This is a genomic window from Candidatus Cloacimonadaceae bacterium (genome assembly GCA_030693415.1).
In the GTDB taxonomy this organism is placed as follows: Bacteria; Cloacimonadota; Cloacimonadia; order Cloacimonadales; family Cloacimonadaceae; genus JAUYAR01.
Genome location: JAUYAR010000063.1, coordinates 1 through 21,977, shown reverse-complemented (window position 1 = coordinate 21,977; position 21,977 = coordinate 1). Strand labels below are relative to the sequence as shown.

At 51.4% G+C, this 21,977-nt stretch carries 25 protein-coding genes; 15 read left to right on the top strand and 10 right to left on the bottom strand.

Features of this window, described 5'->3' with window-relative positions:
• Positions 1–199, bottom strand: a 199-nt coding sequence (locus tag Q8M98_04215; protein MDP3113963.1) for a hypothetical protein, incomplete at its 3' end; no start/stop codon positions are given.
• A gap of 199 nt (positions 200–398) precedes the next feature.
• On the opposite strand from Q8M98_04215, the gene Q8M98_04210 reads away from it, so the two are divergent.
• A complete protein-coding gene (locus Q8M98_04210; protein MDP3113962.1) occupies positions 399–1,319 on the top strand; it encodes an NAD(P)-dependent oxidoreductase in 921 nt (306 codons plus the stop codon).
• Positions 1,320–1,450: 131 nt separating this feature from the next.
• On the opposite strand, the gene rpmA is transcribed toward Q8M98_04210, so the two are convergent.
• The 9 genes from rpmA to Q8M98_04165 form a co-directional block, all read right to left on the bottom strand.
• On the bottom strand, positions 1,451–1,717 hold the full coding sequence (rpmA, locus tag Q8M98_04205; GenBank protein ID MDP3113961.1) for a 50S ribosomal protein L27: 267 nt from the start codon (positions 1,715–1,717) through the stop codon (positions 1,451–1,453).
• 14 nt (positions 1,718–1,731) lie between these two features.
• A complete protein-coding gene (gene rplU, locus Q8M98_04200; GenBank protein MDP3113960.1) occupies positions 1,732–2,046 on the bottom strand; it encodes a 50S ribosomal protein L21 in 315 nt (104 codons plus the stop codon).
• A 94-nt stretch (positions 2,047–2,140) separates the two neighbouring features.
• Positions 2,141–2,716 (bottom strand): DNA-3-methyladenine glycosylase I, encoded by a 576-nt coding sequence (locus tag Q8M98_04195; GenBank protein ID MDP3113959.1) that lies wholly within the window; start codon positions 2,714–2,716, stop codon positions 2,141–2,143.
• 10 nt (positions 2,717–2,726) lie between these two features.
• Positions 2,727–3,491 carry a nucleotidyltransferase domain-containing protein gene (locus Q8M98_04190; GenBank protein MDP3113958.1) on the bottom strand — a complete coding sequence of 255 codons (765 nt, stop codon included), beginning with the start codon at positions 3,489–3,491 and terminating at the stop codon, positions 2,727–2,729.
• 12 nt (positions 3,492–3,503) lie between these two features.
• Positions 3,504–3,866 carry an MGMT family protein gene (locus tag Q8M98_04185; GenBank protein MDP3113957.1) on the bottom strand — a complete coding sequence of 121 codons (363 nt, stop codon included), beginning with the start codon at positions 3,864–3,866 and terminating at the stop codon, positions 3,504–3,506.
• A gap of 111 nt (positions 3,867–3,977) precedes the next feature.
• Entirely contained in the window at positions 3,978–4,601 is a 624-nt protein-coding gene (locus Q8M98_04180; protein ID MDP3113956.1) for a Spy/CpxP family protein refolding chaperone, read from the bottom strand.
• Positions 4,586–5,059: a hypothetical protein gene (locus tag Q8M98_04175; GenBank protein ID MDP3113955.1), complete on the bottom strand. Its 474-nt coding sequence runs from the start codon at positions 5,057–5,059 to the stop codon at positions 4,586–4,588. Before Q8M98_04175 ends, Q8M98_04180 begins: the two co-directional genes overlap by 16 nt.
• The gene (locus tag Q8M98_04170; GenBank protein MDP3113954.1) at positions 5,052–5,504 is read right to left on the bottom strand and encodes a hypothetical protein; all 453 of its coding nucleotides are present in this window, start codon (positions 5,502–5,504) and stop codon (positions 5,052–5,054) included. The genes Q8M98_04175 and Q8M98_04170 overlap by 8 nt, the downstream gene beginning before the upstream one ends.
• Positions 5,505–5,558: 54 nt before the next feature.
• Positions 5,559–6,056 carry an RNA polymerase sigma factor gene (locus Q8M98_04165; protein ID MDP3113953.1) on the bottom strand — a complete coding sequence of 166 codons (498 nt, stop codon included), beginning with the start codon at positions 6,054–6,056 and terminating at the stop codon, positions 5,559–5,561.
• Between the two features lie 322 nt (positions 6,057–6,378).
• Here Q8M98_04165 and rsxC point away from each other — a divergent pair, with 322 nt between their 5' ends.
• The 14 genes from rsxC to Q8M98_04095 all read left to right on the top strand — a co-directional run bounded on the left by rsxC (position 6,379) and on the right by Q8M98_04095 (position 21,832).
• Positions 6,379–7,701, top strand: a complete 1,323-nt coding sequence (gene rsxC / locus Q8M98_04160; GenBank protein ID MDP3113952.1) for an electron transport complex subunit RsxC — start codon at positions 6,379–6,381, stop codon at positions 7,699–7,701.
• A 14-nt stretch (positions 7,702–7,715) separates the two neighbouring features.
• Positions 7,716–8,819, top strand: coding sequence for an RnfABCDGE type electron transport complex subunit D (locus tag Q8M98_04155; protein ID MDP3113951.1), 1,104 nt, complete (start codon positions 7,716–7,718; stop codon positions 8,817–8,819).
• Positions 8,816–9,379, top strand: coding sequence for an RnfABCDGE type electron transport complex subunit G (locus Q8M98_04150; protein ID MDP3113950.1), 564 nt, complete (start codon positions 8,816–8,818; stop codon positions 9,377–9,379). Before Q8M98_04155 ends, Q8M98_04150 begins: the two co-directional genes overlap by 4 nt.
• Positions 9,376–9,966 (top strand): electron transport complex subunit E, encoded by a 591-nt coding sequence (locus tag Q8M98_04145; GenBank protein MDP3113949.1) that lies wholly within the window; start codon positions 9,376–9,378, stop codon positions 9,964–9,966. The genes Q8M98_04150 and Q8M98_04145 overlap by 4 nt, the downstream gene beginning before the upstream one ends.
• A 2-nt stretch (positions 9,967–9,968) precedes the next feature.
• Positions 9,969–10,577: an RnfABCDGE type electron transport complex subunit A gene (locus Q8M98_04140; GenBank protein ID MDP3113948.1), complete on the top strand. Its 609-nt coding sequence runs from the start codon at positions 9,969–9,971 to the stop codon at positions 10,575–10,577.
• A 12-nt stretch (positions 10,578–10,589) separates the two neighbouring features.
• Positions 10,590–11,615, top strand: a complete 1,026-nt coding sequence (locus Q8M98_04135) for an RnfABCDGE type electron transport complex subunit B (protein ID MDP3113947.1) — start codon at positions 10,590–10,592, stop codon at positions 11,613–11,615.
• A gap of 142 nt (positions 11,616–11,757) precedes the next feature.
• Positions 11,758–13,104, top strand: coding sequence for an aminomethyl-transferring glycine dehydrogenase subunit GcvPA (gene gcvPA, locus Q8M98_04130; GenBank protein ID MDP3113946.1), 1,347 nt, complete (start codon positions 11,758–11,760; stop codon positions 13,102–13,104).
• Positions 13,097–14,551, top strand: a complete 1,455-nt coding sequence (gene gcvPB / locus Q8M98_04125; GenBank protein MDP3113945.1) for an aminomethyl-transferring glycine dehydrogenase subunit GcvPB — start codon at positions 13,097–13,099, stop codon at positions 14,549–14,551. The genes gcvPA and gcvPB overlap by 8 nt, the downstream gene beginning before the upstream one ends.
• A 22-nt stretch (positions 14,552–14,573) precedes the next feature.
• A complete protein-coding gene (locus Q8M98_04120) occupies positions 14,574–15,191 on the top strand; it encodes an OmpH family outer membrane protein (GenBank protein ID MDP3113944.1) in 618 nt (205 codons plus the stop codon).
• On the top strand, positions 15,188–16,222 hold the full coding sequence (gene lpxD, locus Q8M98_04115) for a UDP-3-O-(3-hydroxymyristoyl)glucosamine N-acyltransferase (protein ID MDP3113943.1): 1,035 nt from the start codon (positions 15,188–15,190) through the stop codon (positions 16,220–16,222). Before Q8M98_04120 ends, lpxD begins: the two co-directional genes overlap by 4 nt.
• Positions 16,223–16,231: 9 nt before the next feature.
• The gene (locus Q8M98_04110; protein MDP3113942.1) at positions 16,232–17,629 is read left to right on the top strand and encodes a bifunctional UDP-3-O-[3-hydroxymyristoyl] N-acetylglucosamine deacetylase/3-hydroxyacyl-ACP dehydratase; all 1,398 of its coding nucleotides are present in this window, start codon (positions 16,232–16,234) and stop codon (positions 17,627–17,629) included.
• On the top strand, positions 17,626–18,399 hold the full coding sequence (gene lpxA, locus Q8M98_04105) for an acyl-ACP--UDP-N-acetylglucosamine O-acyltransferase (GenBank protein ID MDP3113941.1): 774 nt from the start codon (positions 17,626–17,628) through the stop codon (positions 18,397–18,399). Before Q8M98_04110 ends, lpxA begins: the two co-directional genes overlap by 4 nt.
• A 415-nt stretch (positions 18,400–18,814) precedes the next feature.
• Complete coding sequence (locus Q8M98_04100) at positions 18,815–19,177, top strand: HIT family protein (protein MDP3113940.1); 363 nt, start codon at positions 18,815–18,817, stop codon at positions 19,175–19,177.
• 15 nt (positions 19,178–19,192) lie between these two features.
• The gene (locus Q8M98_04095) at positions 19,193–21,832 is read left to right on the top strand and encodes a S8 family serine peptidase (protein MDP3113939.1); all 2,640 of its coding nucleotides are present in this window, start codon (positions 19,193–19,195) and stop codon (positions 21,830–21,832) included.
• Positions 21,833–21,977 lie beyond the last annotated feature (145 nt).

Here is a 21,977-nt window from a genome sequence, read left to right as displayed (position 1 = left end):
CAGCGGCGAACACATCGTCGCTTGGGAAGGCTGTGATGAGCATAACCGAACCTTGGCATCGGGAGTGTATTTTCTGCGCTTTTCGGTGGATGGAAAGATCCAAAAGCAAAGCAAATTGATCTTGATGAAATAGGAAGCGCAAAGCCCAGCGCACTATGTTGTAGCGCAGCATGCCACTGCTGCGGATCGAAGAATCCATCGTTCACGAGGTTTCGCATACGCTACGCCCTGAGCTATCTAGTGTCGCCACTGATGGAGCTGCCGCGTATGAACCGACGGGGACGTCGGTAATTCCATGGGCTCAAATATGATTGAAGAATGTGAGACAAGATTTGCATTGACATGATTTATACCTTTGTTAAAGTAGTTTTATCATAAAAAATTGTATGGAGGCAAGCATGCCAAAAGTCCTGATAGCGACCGAGAAACCCTTTGCAGCCGAAGCGGTTAGCAAGATCAAAGCCGAGCTTGAAACGGCAAAGTTCCCCTATGTATTCTTGGAAAACTACACCGATGTGAGTGACTTCCACGCCGCGGCAGCGGACGCGGACGCAATCATCATCCGCAGCGACATCGTTGACGAAGCGGTTTTCAGTGCCGCGAAACAGCTCAAGATCGTGGTTCGCGCCGGAGCCGGATATGACAACATCGATCTCAAAGCAGCCACCGCCCATAACGTCATCGCTATGAACACCCCCGGTCAGAACTCAAACGCCGTGGCGGAGCTCGCCATCGGCATGATGATCTATATGGCAAGGGGTAAATTCAACGGCAAATCCGGCAGCGAACTTGCCGGCAAGACCCTCGTCCTTTATGGATACGGTTTCGTAGCCCGCTACGTAGCCAAAATGGCAAAGAGTATCGGCATGGAAGTATATGCCTATGACCCCTATCTCACCAACGAAATCATGATCAAGAACGGCGTCAAACCCCTTGCCAAAGTGACAGATATCTTTACAACCGGAGACTACATTTCTCTGCACATCCCTGCCAATGCGGAGACCAAAAAATCCATCAACTGGGATCTTTTGAACCTGGTTAAAAGCAATTGCACCATCGTCAACACCGCCCGCAAGGAGATCTTTGACGAGGAAGCGCTGATGCGCGCCTTCGAGGAAAAGAAGAAATTCCGCCTCGTCTCGGACGTCGAACCCGATTGCCTGCCAAAATTGATGGAGCTTTATCCCGACCGGGTCTATTGCACTCCCAAGAAAATTGGCGCCCAGACCGAGGAAGCAAACACCAATGCCGGAGTCGCCGCTGCCAAGCAGATCATTGCCTTCTTTGAAAAGGGCGATAAAACCTATAAACTGAACTAATCAACTATCACATAATCAGATACACGATCCCCGGTTTGTTGCCGGGGATTTGTGTCTGATTTGCCGGCATAGAAAAAGCGGCTTCCCCACTATTAGGAAAGCCGCTTTATTATTGTCGAGAAATAAAAAGCTTATTCGACCGTTTCCATGGGGATTACGGAGACGAACTTCTTGCCTTCTTTCTTGGTGGTAAACTTGACGGTGCCGTCGATTAGGCTGAAGAGAGTGAAATCTCTGCCGATGCCGACGTTGGCGCCGGGATGGAATTTGGTACCTTTTTGACGCACGATGATGTTTCCGGCAATGACTACTTCGCTGCCATATTTCTTCACGCCTCTGTATTTGGGATTGCTATCCCGTCCGTTGCGACTGCTTCCAACACCTTTTTTATGTGCCATGATTCACCTCTTGGTTAAGCCCGAATATCGGTAACTTTGATATTGGTATATTGTTCACGGTAACCTTTTTTCACGCGGTAGCCTTTTCTGCGTTTGGTGTGAAAGATAATCACTTTTTTACCTTTACCGTGTTCGATCACTTCTGCGATAACTGCGGCGCCTTCGACTACGGGTTGGCCGATCTTGATGTCCTCTTCGGTTCGGAGCATGAGGACACGGTCAAACTCGAGGGTTTGACCCGGCGTCGCCGTATTCAGCAAGGGAACGCGCAGTACCGCGTTTTTTTCAGCCCTGAACTGAAATCCACTAATTTCTACGATGGCGTACATCTTTTCTCCTTAGATAATTACATGAGGTCGCATAAGATTTGAAGGGGGGAAATCCGTCAAGAACAAAATCTATCGATGCCGGTTGAAGGAAGTGTCAGCGTTGCACTTCGCCGTAGCGAAAACAGTTTTCCAGATGGTCGTTGACCATTCCCGCGGCTTGCATGAAGGCATAGCAGATGGTGGTCCCGACAAAGCGGAAACCCAAGCGTTTCAGATCAAGGCTCATGGCATCGGACTGTGGCGAACTCACTGGGATTTGGGTAATATCCTGCCAATGGTTGATAATCGTCCTGCCATCGGTAAATTGCCATATAAACGCATCGAAACTGCCATGGCGGGCTTGGAGATCAAGAAAGAGCCGGGCATTGCCGATAGCGGCGTTGATTTTCATCCGGTTGCGAACGATGCCGGAATCCAAGAGCAGGGAGAGTATCTTTTCTTCATCATATCCGGCAATGAGCGCAGGCTCAAAGTTATCCATTGCGCGGCGGAAATTCTCGCGTTTGGAGAGGATGCACGACCAGCTCAATCCGGCTTGAAAGCTATCCAAAACCATGAATTCAAAGAGTTTGCGATCATCGTGAAGGGCAGCGCCCCATTCGGTATCATGATAATCGATCATCAGTGGATTGTTGCCGGTCCAGACACAGCGGTATTGATTGTCCACCATCGTCTTGATCCTATTTGAGCTTTAGTTTCAGCTCTTGCTTGAGTTCTTCGTAGAGTTGGATTGCCGCTGAGCTTTTTTGGCTGATATCCTCGATCGTGCAAACGCGCAGGAGCTTTTCCAGCATTTCAAAAACCTCCGTCGGATAATCGCGTTGGGCATGCCCGATACCAAAATCCGCCTTGGCGACGCGGTATTTGAGGTTCAGCAGGATCACCAGGTTGCGGTTGATAAACTGGATATAGTTCATCAGTGAGTCGATCCAGTGGCGACGGGCAATGGCTTTGTGGAGCTCAATTATGGTGAGAAAATCGGTGTCGGTCGCTGTGTGAAAGAGTCGGCGGGCGCGGCGTTGAACGTCCGATGCAGGACTCTCGGAGGCGGAATAAACTCCCCCCTGGTCAAACCAAACGATCACCTTGCCATGGCGGTCGGGCTCGGTGAATTTATCCGGTGTGTTTTTGTCCGCGATGGTGAGATCACAATAGAAAAAATCCGGTGTGTCCCGCAGCAGATAAAAACACTGGGACATCCCGTGCCAACAGGGTTCCGGCATACGAAACTGACGAACGATGCCAAAAACACGTTTCAAAAGGGATTTCAATTCCTCAAACATTGCGTCCGCTTCGATCCCTTCAGTGATGATGATCAAATCCAGGTCGGAATATTGATCCGCACTTCCGGTGGCGGCAGAACCTCCCTCCCAGGCGGCGATCACGCTTTCGTGTGCGATCAGAAAACTTTTCAGTGCGTCTTTGACTTCATTGGTTTCAAACATGCAAAACTCCTTCTATGTCCATGTAAGCGGATCCTCCATGGGATTCCAAGCGCTTACAGTCATGTCCACCCGAAATTCCGATATGAACTTCACTCCCTCCTCCTGCATCATCACCTTTTGTTTGGTTCTTCCTGCATCCTCGCCCAAGGCTATCTCTCCGTTTGAGCGGAGGATGCGATGCCAGGGAAGCGCATATTTATCACTACAGGAATGCAGGACGCGCACCACCGATCTCGCTCCCAGAGGGACATCCGCCAGAGCGGCTATCTGTCCATAGCTGGCGACCTTGCCATGGGGAACCTTGCTCAGGACGGCAATGATCCTTTGAGAAGCGGCGGAGAGTTCGTTCATAAACTCATCTCTTTCATTTTTCACCATTTCCGGCGGGGGCGCGCATCTGTCAACCTGAAAATCCTTTTGAAAAGCAAAAACGCCGCGAAATACAATTCGAGGCGTTTCGTTTATGTCTAACTGAGGAGTGGGGTTTTAATTACAATGCTTCAGTTGTTTGTCGGTTTTGGGAGGAGTCATGGGTTTGGGTTCGTCTTTTTTCTCGTCGCAGTTACCGCTACCGGAGCAGTCTTTGTTCTGCTTATGTTTCTTGTCTTGTCCCATCTCTTTGCAATCGCAGGGCTTTTTGTCCTTTTTGTCCATACATTGTCCCATCATCGGCAGGAATTCTTTGATCATCGCTTTTTGTTCGGGGTTGAGGTCTTTGATCATGGCAGCGATGTGATCAATGCGGGCGTCCGCCATCATTAGTTTCTTGGCAAAGAGCTGCTTGTTCAGGTCTTTGGCTTTCTTATAGTTTTCGGTCTTGATGGCAGCTTCCAGATCGATCTTGATGTTCTCGATCTCGGCTTTGGAGGTGTTCATCATTTTCATGTGTTCGGCGCGGAGGGTTTCCATCCTGGTTTTCTGCGCTTCGGACAGATTCAGCTTTTCCATCATGCCCATCATCGGCATTTCGGGAGCGGGGCGGTCTTTGAGGTTGGGGTTGGAATCGGTTCTGGGACCGGGTGTGGCATTGGGGTTTACCACTGGTTTCTGGGCGCTCAGGATGCCAATCAGCATCATGAGTGCGAGCGTGATTATCAGTACTTTTTGCATGAGTTTTCTCTCCTGTATTTATTTTGTTGATCGTTTCTGCGTCTTTGCATTTCTTCTCTGCGTTTGGAGAAGAATTCCTGCGCTTCTTCAGCGCTCATTTCATTTCTCATTTTGATCAATCTCTTTCCCATTTCGCGCTCCAGTCTGATCTGCGCGGCGAGGGAAGTTTCGATGATGCGGTTAATATCCTCTGTGTTGATGGGATCTTTAGCGAGTTCGTCCATCAATTGCTTTTTGGTGCAGCCGAATTCTTCCCGCAGGACTTTGATGCTGTCGTCACCCATAAATCTCCAGTGTCCTTCCCCCCTGTGAAACTCAGGAGCAGGATGACCGGGATGGGGACCACGCATATCCATCGGGCAAGGACGAATGCTGCGAAAATAGATGTAGCTCCCCAGCACCGCCAGATTGAAAGACGCGGAAATCAGCAGCAAGATGATCAGCCAACGCTTATTCACGTTCAGCTCCGTTGCCGTTTCTTAATTCAAAGATCGTGCTCTCGCCAAAACTTGCCACCTCAAAGCTATCATCCTGATAGACTGAAACTTCGGCTACGGGTGGAGTTTCAGCTTTAAAAGCATTGACCCCCAACAGTGAGCCGATATAGATACTGAGGATGATCGCCAGCGTGGCGGGTATGTTTTGCAATTTCATGCGGCGGCGGAGAATGACTCTTTGGGGTTCATGCATGCGCACCTGGTGCATGATGTTTTCATGCAGCCAAGTGGGAAACTCGGGGGGTGAAGATGGACTGAGCAGTCGCTGCAGCTTTTGTGCCTGCTCAAAATAGACGCGGCATCGGAAACAGGATTCAAGATGCAGACGCAGCTCGCCGGACTGGGCAGGTTCAAGCCCGGTCTTTGCTTGCAGGTCGATCTGGCGCTTCGCTGTGTGGCATCTCATTGTTTCCTCGATCGGGCAACGTATTGCAGCCCGCGTTTATTTGTTTTCGTTAATCTATACTCCATTTGTTGTTTCTTCCTTCATCATTTTTTTCCTGAGAATTTTTTTTGCCCTCACCAATAGCGATTCCACCGCTTTGACGCTGATGCCAAGCTGCTCCGCAATTTGCTTGTAGCTTAGCTCCTCAAAGTATTGCATCATGATCACGCTGCCAAGCCGTGACGGCAAGTCGCGGATAGCTTTGTGCAAAAAGGACCAGTCCTTTTCGGGAGCGGGATTTCCGGTGTCGGGAAGCTGTTCGAAAGCGCGGGGATCAAGAAATACATAGCGGTTTCTTTGCTTCAAAAAGGTCATGCTTTTGTTATAAGCGATCCTGTATAGATATGAAAGCGCGGTGGGTTCTTCCACCCTGTCGATGTGTTCGTAGTAGGCAATGAACACCATCTGAACGATGTCCTTGGCGTCGTTGTCGTTGCCCAAAAGCGTCAGAAGATAATGGTAGATCCTCTTTTCATTGGCTTTCAGGAATGCTTCAAAGCGCTCTTGCTTCATTCGTGCTCCACTGCTTATTTGGACATAGTCCCGATAAACTACCTGCAATAAATGTGCCAATCGCCAAGAAAGTGTTCCAATCCAATGGTGACGGAGATCTGTGGTAGCCTAAAGTGTGGATTCTGCGCAGTTTTGTCGTCCTTCCCCGTGAGCATTACGGAGTCAATACGGACTTAGTCCGTAATGAGTCCGTATTGATTCCGTAATGCAAAGGGGGAAGAATGGGATACGTGTAAAAAAAACTTGCCTTTTATGCAGGTTTTCAAATCGTGGCAAAAAAATAAATTACGGCTTGCCGAAACGCGAGCCAAAGGGAGTGTCAATGAGGTTGAGAACATTTCCGGGGGGAGTGCATCCACATGATCATAAGCACCTTTCCGCCTCAGCCAAAATTGAAAACCTGCCGTTGCCGGACCGCGTCGTGATTCCCATTTCCCAACACATCGGATCACCTTCCACGCCTGTGGTGAAGGTGGGCGACGCAGTTTTAACCGGGCAGGTGATCGCCGAGGCATCAGGATTCATTTCCATCCCCCAACACGCCAGTATCAGTGGTAAGGTCACCAAAATTGATATTTTCCCACACCCCTGCGGAGGAAAACAAACCGCCATCGAAATCACCGGCGACGGACTCGATGAATGGATAGAACTCATCGACGACGAAAATTATGCCGCTCTTCCAGTATCCGAGATGAAGGAACGCGTCGCCGCAGCGGGAATCTGCGGTATGGGCGGAGCCGGTTTCCCCACTTATGTAAAGCTCTCTCCCCCACCGGATAAACCGATCGACACGGTCATATTGAACGGCGTGGAATGCGAGCCCTATCTGACCTCGGACTATCGTCTGATGATGGAACACGCCGAAGAGATCATCAAAGGTTTGAAACTGATCATAAAAATCGTGAATGCCAAGACCGGCATCATCGGCATCGAAGCAAACAAACCCGATGCCATCGCCCTGATGGAAAAGCTTCTGGCAAAAGAAGATAGCCTCAGCGTCGTGGGCTTGAAACTCCGCTATCCCCAGGGTGCCGAAAAACAGCTCATCTATGCCGCCACCAGACGCAAAGTTCCCAGCGGCGGATTGCCGATGGCGATCGGCGTGGTGGTGCAAAACGTAGGCACCGCCGCCGTCGTCTATGAAGCCATCCGCTTTCGCAAACCATTGGTGGAACGCATCATAACCGTCACCGGTTCGATCGTGAAAAACCCCAGAAACCTCTGCGCCCGCATCGGAACTCCCTACACCGTATTGGTGGATTTCTGCGGTGGTACGACCTCTCCCATCGGCAAAGTGATCTCCGGTGGTCCGATGATGGGTTTCGCATTGCCGGATCTGGCTGCCCCGATGTCCAAAGGCAGCTCTGGACTCGTCCTGATGAACGACGTCGAAGCCAGACTGTTAGAAGAAAAAAACTGTCTTCACTGCGCCCGCTGCGTGGACGTCTGTCCGATGAACCTGCTGCCCAGTGTGATCGCCGCCGCGGTCAAATACAAAAACCTGGATATGGCTGTCGATGCCGGTCTGAACGATTGCATGAAATGCGGAAGCTGTGCTTACGTCTGCCCCGCGCAGATTCGTCTGGTGCAATGGATCGATACCGGAAAGGTTCGTTATACCGAGCTCCAGCGTGCCAAAAAGTGAAGGATGAATGAACGATGAAAGATAAATTGATTGTATCACCAGCGCCCCACTTGCACGACAAAACCACTATTCCAAACGTGATGTGGAGTGTCGTCATCGCATTGATCCCAGCGCTGATAGCTTCTGTCTATTACTGGGGTTTCAGAGCGCTTTATCTCACTCTTTTGGGAGCCGCCGCCGCGGTGATTACTGAAGCTTTGATCCAGAAACTTCGCAAAGTTCCGATCGCCGTTGCCGATGGCAGTGCTTTTTTGACCGGAATGCTGCTCAGCTATAACATTCATGCCGGCGCGCCGTGGTGGCTGCCCGTCATGGGTGCTGTTTTCGCCATCGCAGTCGGCAAGCAAGTTTTCGGCGGACTCGGCAACAATCCAGTCAACCCCGCTCTTTTGGGCAGGGCTTTTCTATTAGCTTCGTGGCCGACCTTGATGACCGGTGGCTGGGTGAAAACCAAGCTTGGTTCCATCAACGGCATCACGAACCTCAACATGATCCACGAAAACCTGCAAGGCATCGCTCCAAAAGCGTATGACCTCGTGACCTCCGCCACACCGTTGAAAGTGGCGCAGACCCTGCGGGACAGCACTTTCGTCAATTCGCTCACTTCCGAAGCGGGCATCAACATCGACATCAGCAACAAGATCATGAATTCGCTTTTGGACATGGGAACGCTGAAGACCCTCTTTTGGGGGAATATCGGTGGCTGCATCGGCGAGGTTTCGGTCTTCGCACTGCTTCTGGGCGCAGCTTATCTATTATGGAAAAACATCATCGAATGGCGCATCCCGTTTTTCTATATCGCCACGGTTTTTGTCCTATCCTTCCTCTTTGGCGGGATCAAAGGCTCCGGCTATTCGCTGTCAATGCCGTTCTTCCACATCTTCGCCGGCGGTTTGATGCTGGGCGCCTTCTTCATGGCAACGGATTATACCACCAGCCCGCTCTCCAAAAACGGACGCATCATCTATGCCATCGGCTGCGGCTTGCTCACCGTGGTGATCCGACTGGTGGGCGGTTATCCTGAAGGCGTGTCTTATTCCATTCTCTTCATGAACGTGATGACTCCCCTGATCGATAAAATGACCATGCCGAAAGCGTTTGGGAGGCTGAAAAAATGAAGTATTATCTGAAGCTTGGCTTGATCCTGCTCATCTTTTGCGCCGTCGCCAGCGGGATCCTTGCCTATATCAATTCTTTGACCGCTCCGGTAGTGAAAGCACGCAAGCTGCAAGAAGAAATCGACGCCCGCAATAAGCTCATTCCGGATTCCGACTTCGAGGAAATATTTGTGGAAGGAGACAAGCCATTCTCCTATTTCGTCGCCTATCTAAAAGGAACGAAGGAGATTCAGGGCTACACCTTTATCGCCGCCGAAACCGGATACAGCAGCAAAATCCTCACCATGGCGGGCATGGACAAGAACTATAAAATCATCAACATCACCGTGATCGACCAGGCGGAAACACCAGGACTCGGAGCAAACTGCACCGCTATAAGCTTTACGGAACAATATAAGGGACTCGGCGCGAATGAACTCGCGGTGGACAAAGACGGCGGCAAAAAGATCAAATCGCTGACCGGAGCTACGATCACCGCCCGCGCGATCTCAAACTCGCTGAAAAAACAGATCGCCCGGATAGTAGCCGATATCGAGAACCGGCAGGGAGAGCAGCTATGAAATTCATCGGCGAACTGACCAAAGGAATCGTCAAGGACAATCCCATCTTCGTGCTCGTTTTGGGCATCTGCCCCACTCTCGCGGTCACGACTTCCGTCAATAACGCCATCGGAATGGGCATGGCGGCGACCTTCGTGCTAATCTGTTCCAATTTCATCATCTCCCTGATCAAAGACATCACTCCCAGCAAAATCCGCATCCCCGTCTATATAGTCGTGATCGCATCTTTCGTCTCGATCGTGGATATGGTCATGGCTGCCTACGTTCCCGCTCTGCACAAGAGCCTGGGACTCTTCATTCCGCTGATCGTGGTCAATTGCATCATTCTGGGCAGAGCCGAAGCTTTTGCGAGCAAGAACAACATGATCAGTTCGCTCGCGGATGGGATCGGCATGGGCTTCGGTTTCACGCTGTCCCTGATCGTTGTCGGCGCAATCCGCGAATTGCTCGGAAACGGCACTTTGCTCCAGATGCGAGTGATGCCAGACAGTTTTGATCCAATGCTGGTGGCGATCTTGGCACCCGGAGCGTTTATCACCCTGGGCTTTTTGATGGCTCTGATGAATATGATCAAGGAGAGGAAGTAAACATGGGTTACTTCGGTGAAATCTTCGTGATGGCGATGACCGCCATCTTTATCCAGAACTTTGTGCTCTCCAGATTCCTGGGTTTATGCCCCTATCTGGGAGTTTCCAAAAGGCTCGATTCCGCCTTTGGAATGGGCATGGCGGTGATCTTTGTGATGACTTTGGCAGCCGCAATCACCTTCCTGATCAATAAATATCTGCTGATCAGATATGACCTCATGTATCTGCAAACCATCGCTTTCATCCTCACAATCGCCGCGCTGGTGCAGTTTGTGGAAATGGTGATCCAAAAGAACGCCCCCGCACTTTACAAATCCCTCGGCGTCTATCTGCCTTTGATTACAACCAATTGCGCCGTGCTTGGCGTCGCTATCCTCAATACCAAAGCGATGCGCTCCGGCGGAGAAATACCCTATAATTTCCTCGATTCCGTGTTGAACGGTTTCTTCAGCGGAGTCGGATTCACGATCGTCCTGCTGGCTATGGCAGGAATGAGAGAGCGCCTCGAACTCGTGGATATGCCCAAAAGCATGCGCGGCATGCCGATCGGACTCATCCTCGCCGGTATCATGGCTCTCGCGTTCTATGGTTTCATGGGCTTCAAGATCTAAAGGAGAGGGTGGATGAATATGATTTTAATTACACTCGGCGCATCCATCGGTGCTGTGATCTCGCTTCCGATGCTGATCATCGGCGGGCTTGGATTGCTCTTTGGGTTGATCCTCGCCATCGCCTCCAAGGTCTTTGAAGTGCAGATCGATCCGCGGGTGGAAGAGATCTCCGGAGCGCTGCCCGGCGCCAATTGCGGTGCCTGCGGAATGCCCGGTTGTGCCGGCTATGCGGATGCCATCGTTCACGGTGGAGAAAACATCGCCAAATGCGCTCCCGGCGGAGCTGCGGTAGTCGCTCTCATTGCCAGGATCATGGGTCAAACTGCCGGAGCTATGCAGCAAAAGATTGCCGTTATCCATTGCAGCAGCGGCGGATACAACAACACGAATTGGAAATATGCCTATCAGGGCATCGAAAGCTGCAAATCCGCAGTCAATATCGCAGACGGACCAAACACCTGCTCTTGGGGCTGCATCGGCTACAACGACTGTAAAAAGTCCTGTCTCTTCGATGCCATCTCCATTGATGAGCATGGCATGAGATGCATCGACATGATCAAATGCACTGCCTGCGGCGCCTGCGTCAAAGCCTGTCCGCGCAAACTCATCGATCTCGTAGCCATTAATCGCAACGTCTATATCAAATGCTCATCCAAAGCGAAAGGACCGGAAGCTAAACAGGTCTGCGGCAGCACCCATCCCTGCATCGGTTGCGGAATTTGCGGCAGAAAATGCCCGGTTCAGGCGATTACTGTGACCAACAACCTCGCCGCCATCGACTATGAAAAGTGCATCAATTGCGGACTCTGCGCAACGGTTTGCCCCACCAAGGCGATCCTCGATCTATTGGCAGGAACCCGTAAGAAAGCGCAAATCATCGACGACCTTTGCATCGGCTGCACCATCTGCGCCAAAAACTGCCCCGTGCAAGCCATCACCGGCGAAGTGAAACAGCTTCACAAGATCGATTCCGCTTTGTGTATTGGCTGCGAAATCTGCGTCGGCAAATGTCCCAAAAAAGCGATCGAGATGGTCTGAACGGCATCTTGAAAGGTGCATTCGCTTGAGAGCGGTGGTTTCGGTCGCCGGTTCTTCAAATAATCAATTGACATAAATACAGGGATTTTTAAAATTGGGAAAAAAATATTTCTTGATATCGCAAAATATCAGAGGAGTGATAATGCCTTATATCTCAAACACAGACGCAGAAAGGCATGAGATGCTATCCCGGATCGGAGTGGGCTCTTTTGATGAGCTGATCAAAGCCATCCCGGAAACCCTGCGCCTGAAGGAACCGCTCAAGCTACCCAAACCGATGTCTGAATTGGAGATAACGCGTTTGATACAGGGCAAAACCTGCCGCAATGTATGCGTTCAAAACACCAATTCCTTCCTCGGCGCCGGTGTCTATGACCACTTCATCCCTGCCGCGGTGGACAGCATCGTTTCCAGACCGGAATTCTTCACTGCTTACACCCCCTATCAAGCTGAGGTCAGCCAAGGCACCTTGCAGTTCATATATGAATATCAGACAATGATTTGCGAGCTCACGGGAATGGGAATCGCAAACGCCTCGATGTATGACGGCGCCTCCGCAATCGCCGAAGCGATCTTGATGGCGGTGCGTAAAAACCGTCTTATGAAAGCGATTCTGCCCGCTACTCTGCATCCGGAATACGTCAAAGTAATCAAGATTTATACCGAAGGCATCGGCGTCGAACTGCTCACCGCTCCAGCAAAAAACGGGATCATGGACGTCGAAGCTTTGGCGATGATGATGGACGACAGCATCGGCAGCGTCGTGATTCAGAGCCCGAATTTCTTTGGTAACCTGGAGCCTATGCACGCACTTGAAAAGATTATCCATGCCCAACCCAAGGCACTTTTCATCGCGGCTTGCGATCCCATCGCGCTGGCAATCCTCAAATCCCCTGGAGAACTGGGTGCGGATATCGTCGTGGGCGAAGGTCAGGCACTTGGAAACAGCATGTACATGGGCGGTCCTCTCTTCGGGTTTTTTGCCACCAAGCTCGATATGGCAAGATTGATGCCGGGACGCATCGTCGGCGGCACACTCGACGCAGAAGGAAAACGCGCCTACGCTTTGACGCTCCAGGCTCGCGAACAGCATATCCGCAGAGACAAAGCCACCTCAAACATCTGTTCCAATCAATCCCTCTGCACTCTCGCGGCGACGGTTTATCTCGCTTTGATCGGCAGAGAGGGGCTCAAGGAAGTCGCCACGCAGTCTGCTCAGAAAGCGCATTATCTGGCTACGGAACTTGCCAAATGCCCCGGCTGCCGGCTCGCCTATCCGGACACGCCGTTCTTCAAGGAATTTGTCCTCCAGACCCCCATCCCCGCGGCAAAGATCATCGACTCCATGCTGCCGCGAGGCATCTTTCCCGGCGTGGACATGTCCCGTTTCGGACATGAGAATCAACTGATGATCGCGGTCACGGAAAAGAAGAGCAAAGCCGAGATTGACGAACTGATCGGTGCCATGAAGGAGGTCTGCCATGTCTGAAACGATATTTGAATTAAGCTCTCCCGGCAGGCGCGGTTGCACGCTGCCAAATCGCGAGATCGACACTCCGCTCTCGTCCATCTTTCCATCGGAAATGATGCGCGAAAAAGACGCCCGTCTTCCCGAAGTGAGCGAGCTCGACGTGATGCGACACTACATCGCGCTTTCCCACAAGAATCACTTCATCGAAAAGGGTCTTTATCCATTGGGAAGCTGCACGATGAAATATAACCCCAAAGTGCATGAAACTCTGGTGCGCCATTCTTGTTTCAACAACCTGCATCCCTATCAACCGGAGATCACTCTGCAGGGCTCTCTGGAGCTGCTATACGAGCTTCAAGACGACTTGGCTGAGATATCCGGTATGGCAGGCGTCACTTTGCAACCCGTAGCCGGTGCGCAGGGCGAATTTGCGGGACTGAAGATCATCGCTGCCTATCACAAAGCCAAGGGCAATCATCACAAGACCAAGATCATCATTCCGGACAGCGCCCACGGCACCAATCCCGCCACCTGCTCGTTGGTCGGGTTTGACGTTGTCGAATTGAAATCCAATGCTGAAGGACGCTGCGACATCGATCGCTTAAGAGAGATCGTGGATGAGAACACCGCGGGATTCATGCTCACCAACCCAAACACGCTTGGGCTATTTGAAGCCCAGATCGAGGAGATCTCGAAACTCATTCACGGCGTGGACGGTCTGATCTATATGGACGGCGCAAATCTGAACGCTCTGATGGGCATCGTCAAACCCGGCAAGATCGGTTTCGATGTCCTGCACTTCAATCTGCACAAGACCTTTGCGACACCTCACGGCGGCGGCGGACCCGGTTGCGGACCTGTCGGAGTGGTGGAAAAGCTTCTGCCCTACCTACCTGTCCCGATGATCGCCAAAAACGAAAATGGCTATTTCTTCGATTATGGACACCAAGCCACTTCCATCGGCAAAGTGCACACTTTCTACGGCAATTTTGCCGTCATGCTGAGGGCGTTTTTCTATATCAAGATGCTCGGCGCCGAGGGTTTGCGCAAGGTCTCCGAAAACGCCGTCATCAACGCTAATTATCTAATGAAGCTGATCGAAGCGGATTATCACGTCACCTACAATGAATATTGCATGCACGAATTTGTCGCGGATTCCTCCTGGCAGAAAAAGGAATATGGCGTGAACACCTTGGATATCGCCAAGCGTCTGCTTGACAAAGGTTTCCATGCCCCCACGATCTATTTCCCGCTGATCGTTCCAGAAGCGATGATGATTGAACCCACCGAGACCGAAAGCAAGCAGTCCATCGATGCCTTTGCCGCCGCGATGATAGAAATCGCGCAGGAAATCAGGGAAAACCCGGAATTATTACATGAGGCGCCTCTCACCACACCGGTTCGCCGTGTGGATGACGTACGTGCCGTCAAGGTGCTCGATCCCATATTTAAGATCGAAACATAAATCACTCTACAGGAGAAAGTAAATGAAAAAACTCATACTGGCGCTCTTGATCGCAGTTTGCGCGCTGTCCTTTGGATTCGCCCAAGCAGTGAAACTGGGTTATGTCAACACCGACCGCATTTTGGTCGAAAGCAATGAAGCGTCGGAAATCGCCCGGCTTTTCAATCTGGATAAGCAAAACTGGATGACCCAGGTGCGCCAACTTGACGAACAGATCAAGCTGATGGAACGCGATTTCGAGATCGACAAACTCACCAAGAATGAGGCGGCGAAACGCGAAGCCCAGGCGAGAATTGAAACCAAAAAAGCGGAAGCCGGACGCATGCTGGAAGAATATTTCGGCGAAGGCGGCAAAGCGGACAAACGATACGGCGAGCTCATCGACCCCCTCACCCTCAAGATCCACACGATCATCAAAAAGATCGCCGATGACGAGAAATATACGATGGTCTTTGATGTCAGCTATGGCGTGATCCTCTATGCCGCGCCCCAGACGGACATCACCGAACAGGTGCTGCAAGTCCTGAACAAAGACACCATTGCTCCCGCCGCAGACAAGACGAACCAGCAGAACCAGACCCAGCCAAACACCACCAAACCCAAAGACCCCTTCGATTTCGGTGCTCCCGGCAAACCATGAAGCAATTCAAGCAAAGTCTGAGCCTTGAGCGCGTCAGACAAATCACATCAGCCGATGTTTCGGGCTCTCCGGATATCGTTTTGGACAGCGTCTCCGAACCTGCTGATGCGACGGCAAGCAGCATTATTTTCTGGGAACAGGAAAAGTATTTTGATGCCGTGTCCGCCTCACTCGCAGGGCTAATCATCACTACCGCCGAAGGAGCGAAAAGACTCCCAGGGCGGCATATACTGATCACCGACAAACCATATTTCACGCTGCTCAAGCTGGTCAGCTACTGGCTGCGCATCTGCTCCACTCAGATCCAACACGAGATCAAATCCTCCGCAGTGATCGATCCCGCAGCAAAGATCGGATCTCCTGTCAGCATCGGAGAAAACTGCGTGATCGGCAAGGATTGCGTGATCGGAGACGGATGCCGCATCAGCGCGAACTGCATTATTTCAGATGGCAGCGTCCTCGGTGAAAATTGCCTGCTATATCCAAACGTCACGATCTATGAGGACAGCGTCATCGGCAGCGAAGTCATCATCCACAGCGGCGCAGTGATCGGTGCCGACGGATTTGGCTTTCTGTTAATGGAAGGCATCCAGCAAAAGATACCGCAGATCGGAAACGTCGTGATCGGCGACCGTGTCGAGATCGGTGCCAATAGTTGCGTTGACCGCGCCACCCTCGGCTCCACCATCATCGGAGAGGGCACCAAATTGGACAACATGGTCCACATCGCACACAATTGTGTGATCGGAAGGCATTGCATGCTTTGCGCTCAGGTAGGTCTTGCCGGCAGCACGAAATTGGGCGACTATGTCTATCTCGCGGGACAGGTGGGAGTCGCGGGACACCTCAAGATTGGCGACAGAGCGATGGTTGGCGCTCAGTCCGGAATCACTCATGAAATCCCCGCGGACAGTAAGTACTTTGGCTCTCCGGCGCTTGAGGCAATCACAATGAAACGCATCCTCGCCAGCCAAAAAAACCTACCGGACATCTACCGGTTCTATCTAAAGCACAACAAATCAAATACATAAGGCGTGAGTATGACAGAATATAAACACACTATCTGCTCTCCGGTTTCCTACACGGGGATCGGTCTGCACACCGGGGAAATCAGCACTATTTGTTTCAAACCGGCGGGGCAGGAAGAAGGCATCGTCTTCATCCGCGTCGATCTGCCGGGAAAACCTGAAATTCCCGCGGATATCGATCACGTGGTGGATATTTCCCGCGGCACGACCATCGGTATCAGGGACGCCACGGTCGGCACGATCGAACACGTCCTCTCCGCCATCAAAGGTCTCAATATCGACAACATCCGCATTGAGATCGACGGACCAGAAACCCCGGTGGCGGATGGCTCAGCTTTCGTTTTTCTCAATCTGCTTCGACAAGCGGGTGCCCAACCTCAAAACTCCGAGCGGATCTTCTTTGAGCTGGATTCCCCGATCAGCTTTTCCGCTCCGGAGGAAAACGTCGATATCGTGATCGTTCCCTCCAACGAACTGAAAGTCACTTTCATGATCGATTACAAACATCCGTATCTCGGCACGCAATATACTTGGCTGCCGAGTCTGGCCTTCTATGAAAAGGAATTTGCCGGCGCGCGCACTTTTTGCTTTATCAACGAAATCCTTTATCTGAAAGAAAAGGGCTTGATCAAAGGCGGCTCTTTGGACAACGCGCTCGTGATCGCAGAACCAAACATGAGCGAAGCGGAGCTCAAACACCTGCAGGAGGTGTTCGAATACCATGAACCGGTCGCGGTCTCCGATGAAGGCATCCTCAATAACAACAAACTGCGCTATCATAACGAGTTCGTTCGTCACAAAGTGGTCGATCTGCTTGGCGACATCGCGCTTTTGGGCATGCCGATCAAAGGGCACATCCTCGCCGCGCGCAGCGGACACAAGACAAACGTCGAGTTCGTGCGCAAGCTGCGTCAGATACAAAAGAAAAGAGAGCTGCAAAAGATCTATCAGAAACAAAAAAGCAAGGACGTCGTTTTTGATATCAACGCCATCATGCGCATCATCCCCCACCGCTACCCATTCCTATTGGTGGATAAGATCATAGATTTCGTCCCCGGTGAATCGATCACGGGGATCAAAAACGTGACCATCAACGAACCTTTTTTTGAAGGACATTTTCCCGGACATCCGATCATGCCGGGTGTTCTGATCGTCGAAGGCATGGCACAAGCCGGCGGAATCATGCTCCTCAATCAATTGGAAAACCCTCAGGACTACGTAGCCTATTTTGCCTCCATAGACAACGTCAAATTCCGCAAACCGGTGCTCCCCGGAGACACCCTTCGCTATGAATTGAAGGTCATTTCCCTGAAACGTTCGCTCTCCAAGATGCACGGCGATGCCTACGTCGGCAACGAAAAGGTCGCGGAAGGAGATTTTATGGCAATGATCACGGAGAAGAATAAATGAGCGTCATCCATCCCACCGCCATTATCCAGGAGGGAGCCGTCATCGGCGAAAACTGCGAGATCGGAGCGTATTGCGTGATCGGGAGCAAGGCAAAGCTCGGCAGGGACAACCGCCTATACCCCCACGTCATCATCGATGGAGATGCGGCTATCGGAGATGGCAACCGCATCTTTTCCTATGCTGTGATCGGCACCGATCCCCAGGATTTGAAATATGCCGGAGAGCCTACCCGGCTGCGTATCGGGGACAATAATACCATCCGCGAATTTGTGACCATCAACCGCAGCAACCAGATGGGCGAAGATACCGTCATCGGCGACAGCAATCTGTTTATGGCTTACGTCCACGTCGCACATAATTGCCAGATAGGATCCCACTGCGTGATCGCAAACACCGTCCAGATGGCGGGTCATTTGCACATCGGCGACTATGCCATCATCGGTGGCGCGACCGCGATTCACCAATTTGTTCATATCGGAACGCACGCTTTTGTCGGCGGAGCTTCGGCGATCAAAAAAGACATTGCTCCATACACCCGCGGACAAGGAAATCCCTATAAAACCGTGGGACTAAACAGCGTCGGCTTGGTGAGAAAGGGCTTTTCCAACGAACGTGTCGCAGCCATCAAAACAGTCTATAACCTTTTTTACCGCAGCGGCTTGAACACTTCCCAAGCGCTTGAAGCGGTCAAGGAACTCGGCGAACTCACTCCCGAACAACAGATCTTCTACGATTTCGTCCTCAACGCCGACCGCGGCTTATCCACATAGCCGGACAATTGTCTATGAATATCCCGGTCTTGCACCTAAAAATTCCGGTTCCCCCTTAGCATTACGGAGTCAATACGGACTCATTACGGACTAAGTCCGTATTGACTCCGTAATGCTAAGGAGAATGTAGCGCAGCATGCCGATGCTGCGGATGTGGAAAGGTGAGAGAAGCTCACCTGCTCATCCATTCACTCTAAAAGAGAGATGAAATAAGGCTCTACCGTGGCAAGGCCGTAGGACGGCACTTTCTTCATCTCACATCTTACGTCTCACATCTCTCATACCACGTCTCATATCCTCCGCAGCAGTGGCATGCTGCGCTATGGGCACACCCTTCCACATTTCCACCTAAGCCAAAACATTATGCTTGACTTCAGCGCCACAATTTCTTACTTTGTATTCACACGAGGAAATTATGAATTGCGTCTTTTGCCGGATACCAAGTTCATCATACATCGCGGAAAACGGGAGTTTTTTTGCCATACCAGACCAGCGTCCGGTTTCGAAGGGGCATGTTTTGATCATCTCCAAGCGTCATTTTGAGGATGTCTTTTCAATGCAACGCGAGGAAGCGCCGGATATACAGGATCTCCTCGTCAAAGTAAAGGACTGGCTGGCAGAAAGATACGCTCCGGATGGCTATAATCTGGGCACGAATTGCGGCAGCCACGCCGGGCAAAGCGTCTTCCATTATCATCTGCACGTGATCCCCCGCTACAAATCCGATCGCTTAATCGGTATGCGCGGGCTGCGTGAATACATCAGCGAAATCATATAGTATCAAGGAGTCATCATGAAAACAGGCATTGTAATTATAACTTTTTTGCTCTTACTTGCTCCACTGATCGCCGGGCTAAGCGATCAAAAAATTGAGCCTGGCAAAGCGGTGATCAAGCTCAAACCGGACGCCAAATCCCTGATGCAGCTTGGCATTGGGAAAATCGGCATTTCCTCTCTGAGCGAGAAGTTTCAGGCTTTGAATATCCGTGAAGTCAAACCCCGATTCCAGACTGATCCGGGAAAATCCAGCCCCATCGATCTTTCCCTCATCCTGGAGCTCAGTTTCGATGTAAAATATGATCCCATAGGCATTTGCAACTCCCTTTTGAGGGATGCAAACGTCATTTATGCCGAGCCGATCTACATCGACGAGGTTTTTGACGCTCCGAATGATGCAAACTATGCTTCCTCGCTATATTTCAACGCACTCCAGGCAGAGGCGGCATGGACGATCCACAAAGGAGAAAACGGCATTCAACCGGTGATCCTGGCAGTAGTGGATACCGGCTTGATGTGGAAGCATCCGGATATCGTGCAAAATATATGGCACAACCTCGGCGAAGACGCCAATGGCAACGGTTGGACGATCTTTCACAACGGCAGCGCCTGGGTGATGGATCCGGGGGATTTGAACGGAATCGACAATGACGGAAATGGCAAGATCGATGATCTGATCGGCTGGGACTTCGTTTTGGACGGAACTTTCGCGGAAGGCAACGATCCTTTTGAAACCGGAGGACACGGAACCCTTGTATCCGGCATCGCCAATTCCCGCACAAATAACTCTATCGGGGGCGCCAGCCTTGCCTGGAACGTGAAACTGATGCCGGTATCCTGCACCTACGCGGGGGTGCCAAATTCCATCTACAGAGGTTATGACGCCATCATCTATGCCGCGGGAAAAGGCGCCGGCGTGATCAATTGTTCCTGGGGTGGAACGGGTTTTTCACAAGCGAACCAAGATGCGGTGAATTACGCATCGTCGCTTGGCAGCGTGATTGTAGCCGCGGGTGGAAACAGCAACAACAGCGTGCCGATCTATCCAGCCGCCTATCAAAACGTGGTGGCGGTGGCGGCGTTGCTCAATAACGGAATCAAGGTCTCCACTTCAAGTTTTGGAGCGTTCATCAGTGTTTCAGCTCCCACGGAAGCGGTTGGTTCGATCAGCGGCGGAACTGGATACACCTTGGTCAGCAACGCCACTTCCTATGCCAGCCCGATTGCTTCATCGTTGGCGGCTTTGATCAGATCCTACAATCCTGCTTGGACAAACGCTCAGGTGGTGAATCAACTCGTCGCAACCTGCGATTTTATCGACAACCTCAATCCCGGCAAGGAAAACACCCTCGGACAGGGAAAGCTCAATGCCTGGCGCGCGCTTTCGGAAACGAATCCGGTGCCAGATCAGGAACTCAAACTGGCGCTGCTCCAAGTGCGCGCGCCCAGCGATCAAAACGGAAACAAAGCCATCGAGGCGGGGGAGCAGTTTTCGCTAAATCTGCTTTTGCGCAACTATTCTTATGGCGCGAGCTCAGGCAACGTCACCTACACGCTTTCAAGCACCGATCCGATGGTCACGATCCTGCAAAACACTGTTAGCGGATCGGTATCTCAGGATTCATTCATCCAGCTCAACAACGCCTTCCTCGTGGTTGCTTCTCCCACGGCGACATCGAAATACGTGACTTTTACCTTGAATATCAGCGCTAATCTGCCCATCGTCTTTGGCGCGAGCAGCAATTTCCAGATGTTGATCAATGCCGGCGGGATTCTTGTCTGGGAAGGGGTTTCCGGAGGACGCAACATGAGCGGAAGCTATCTTCGCACAAGCTTGCTCGCCCTCGGACATCAGGTCACCCTCGGAACGCTCTTTCCAAGCTCGTTTTATACTTTTAGCGCGGTGTTTTTGAGTTTCGGAGTGGCTGGCAGCAACATCTATCGCTTTGCAAGCAACGAGAATTTCGACGCTTTGAGAGAATATCTGGAAAGCGGCGGCAGAGTCTATATCGAAGGCGGAGACATGATCGGATGGGATCTCCTGGCATATTTCCCACAAGTGGAACCCGGCTTGGATGGATACCAAATCATGTGGCCGCTATTGGGACTAACCAGCGCAAATGACGGAACTACCAATGTGATCTCAAACCTAAGCGGAGAAACGGGATGGCACACCTTGGGGATTGCTTTCACCGGCTCGGCTCAGACAGTGAACTCCTTCATCGACATCTATACTCCCAATCAAAACGGCATTTCCGCTTTTGTGGAGGACAACTATGGCGTCGTGGCGGTGCAAAGCATCGGCGTTTTTGGGCAGCGCTGTTTCGTCTTTTCCTATGCTCTGCGGGAATTGATCGATGCCGCCTTACCAAGCACGAAGGCGGAATTGGTCACCCGCATCCGGGATTTTCTGCTCTCGGCAAATCTCGTCCTGCCGGATGTGCGGAATCTCAGGATATTCAAAACCGCGGGAAATATGATCCGTGTGCAGTGGGACTATCCCTTTGCCGTGGATGCGTTTAATGTGGGATCGGATGAGAATCCCGCCGGCAGTTTCCTCTTCATCGAACATGCGGGTCCGCTTCTGGAGTTGGAACTGGCTCCCTCTGCGAGACGCTTTTTCAAAGTGAGGGCGGCGAGAGCGTTTGGGTTATAGTTTTTTAACCCAAGTTTCGCATTTTAGGGACTAAGTTATTGGTATATATGACAGTCATTTTTCAGTTAGGCACTAAACTCTGTGTTTAGAGATGATTTGATTTTTGAAGACTTTGACGTTCAGCAGGGAGTAGATTTTGTCTGCC

What these genes read in the sequence shown, in the direction of transcription:
- Q8M98_04210 (MDP3113962.1), top strand. Translation starts at nt 399, where the DNA reads ATGCCAAAAGTCCTGATAGCGACCGAGAAACCCTTTGCAGCCGAAGCG.
- rpmA (MDP3113961.1), bottom strand. Translation starts at nt 1,717, where the DNA reads ATGGCACATAAAAAAGGTGTTGGAAGCAGTCGCAACGGACGGGATAGC.
- rplU (MDP3113960.1), bottom strand. Translation starts at nt 2,046, where the DNA reads ATGTACGCCATCGTAGAAATTAGTGGATTTCAGTTCAGGGCTGAAAAA.
- Q8M98_04195 (MDP3113959.1), bottom strand. Translation starts at nt 2,716, where the DNA reads ATGGTGGACAATCAATACCGCTGTGTCTGGACCGGCAACAATCCACTG.
- Q8M98_04190 (MDP3113958.1), bottom strand. Translation starts at nt 3,491, where the DNA reads ATGTTTGAAACCAATGAAGTCAAAGACGCACTGAAAAGTTTTCTGATC.
- Q8M98_04180 (MDP3113956.1), bottom strand. Translation starts at nt 4,601, where the DNA reads ATGCAAAAAGTACTGATAATCACGCTCGCACTCATGATGCTGATTGGC.
- Q8M98_04170 (MDP3113954.1), bottom strand. Translation starts at nt 5,504, where the DNA reads ATGAGATGCCACACAGCGAAGCGCCAGATCGACCTGCAAGCAAAGACC.
- Q8M98_04165 (MDP3113953.1), bottom strand. Translation starts at nt 6,056, where the DNA reads ATGAAGCAAGAGCGCTTTGAAGCATTCCTGAAAGCCAATGAAAAGAGG.
- rsxC (MDP3113952.1), top strand. Translation starts at nt 6,379, where the DNA reads ATGAGGTTGAGAACATTTCCGGGGGGAGTGCATCCACATGATCATAAG.
- Q8M98_04155 (MDP3113951.1), top strand. Translation starts at nt 7,716, where the DNA reads ATGAAAGATAAATTGATTGTATCACCAGCGCCCCACTTGCACGACAAA.
- Q8M98_04150 (MDP3113950.1), top strand. Translation starts at nt 8,816, where the DNA reads ATGAAGTATTATCTGAAGCTTGGCTTGATCCTGCTCATCTTTTGCGCC.
- Q8M98_04145 (MDP3113949.1), top strand. Translation starts at nt 9,376, where the DNA reads ATGAAATTCATCGGCGAACTGACCAAAGGAATCGTCAAGGACAATCCC.
- Q8M98_04140 (MDP3113948.1), top strand. Translation starts at nt 9,969, where the DNA reads ATGGGTTACTTCGGTGAAATCTTCGTGATGGCGATGACCGCCATCTTT.
- Q8M98_04135 (MDP3113947.1), top strand. Translation starts at nt 10,590, where the DNA reads ATGAATATGATTTTAATTACACTCGGCGCATCCATCGGTGCTGTGATC.
- gcvPA (MDP3113946.1), top strand. Translation starts at nt 11,758, where the DNA reads ATGCCTTATATCTCAAACACAGACGCAGAAAGGCATGAGATGCTATCC.
- gcvPB (MDP3113945.1), top strand. Translation starts at nt 13,097, where the DNA reads ATGTCTGAAACGATATTTGAATTAAGCTCTCCCGGCAGGCGCGGTTGC.
- Q8M98_04120 (MDP3113944.1), top strand. Translation starts at nt 14,574, where the DNA reads ATGAAAAAACTCATACTGGCGCTCTTGATCGCAGTTTGCGCGCTGTCC.
- lpxD (MDP3113943.1), top strand. Translation starts at nt 15,188, where the DNA reads ATGAAGCAATTCAAGCAAAGTCTGAGCCTTGAGCGCGTCAGACAAATC.
- Q8M98_04110 (MDP3113942.1), top strand. Translation starts at nt 16,232, where the DNA reads ATGACAGAATATAAACACACTATCTGCTCTCCGGTTTCCTACACGGGG.
- lpxA (MDP3113941.1), top strand. Translation starts at nt 17,626, where the DNA reads ATGAGCGTCATCCATCCCACCGCCATTATCCAGGAGGGAGCCGTCATC.
- Q8M98_04100 (MDP3113940.1), top strand. Translation starts at nt 18,815, where the DNA reads ATGAATTGCGTCTTTTGCCGGATACCAAGTTCATCATACATCGCGGAA.
- Q8M98_04095 (MDP3113939.1), top strand. Translation starts at nt 19,193, where the DNA reads ATGAAAACAGGCATTGTAATTATAACTTTTTTGCTCTTACTTGCTCCA.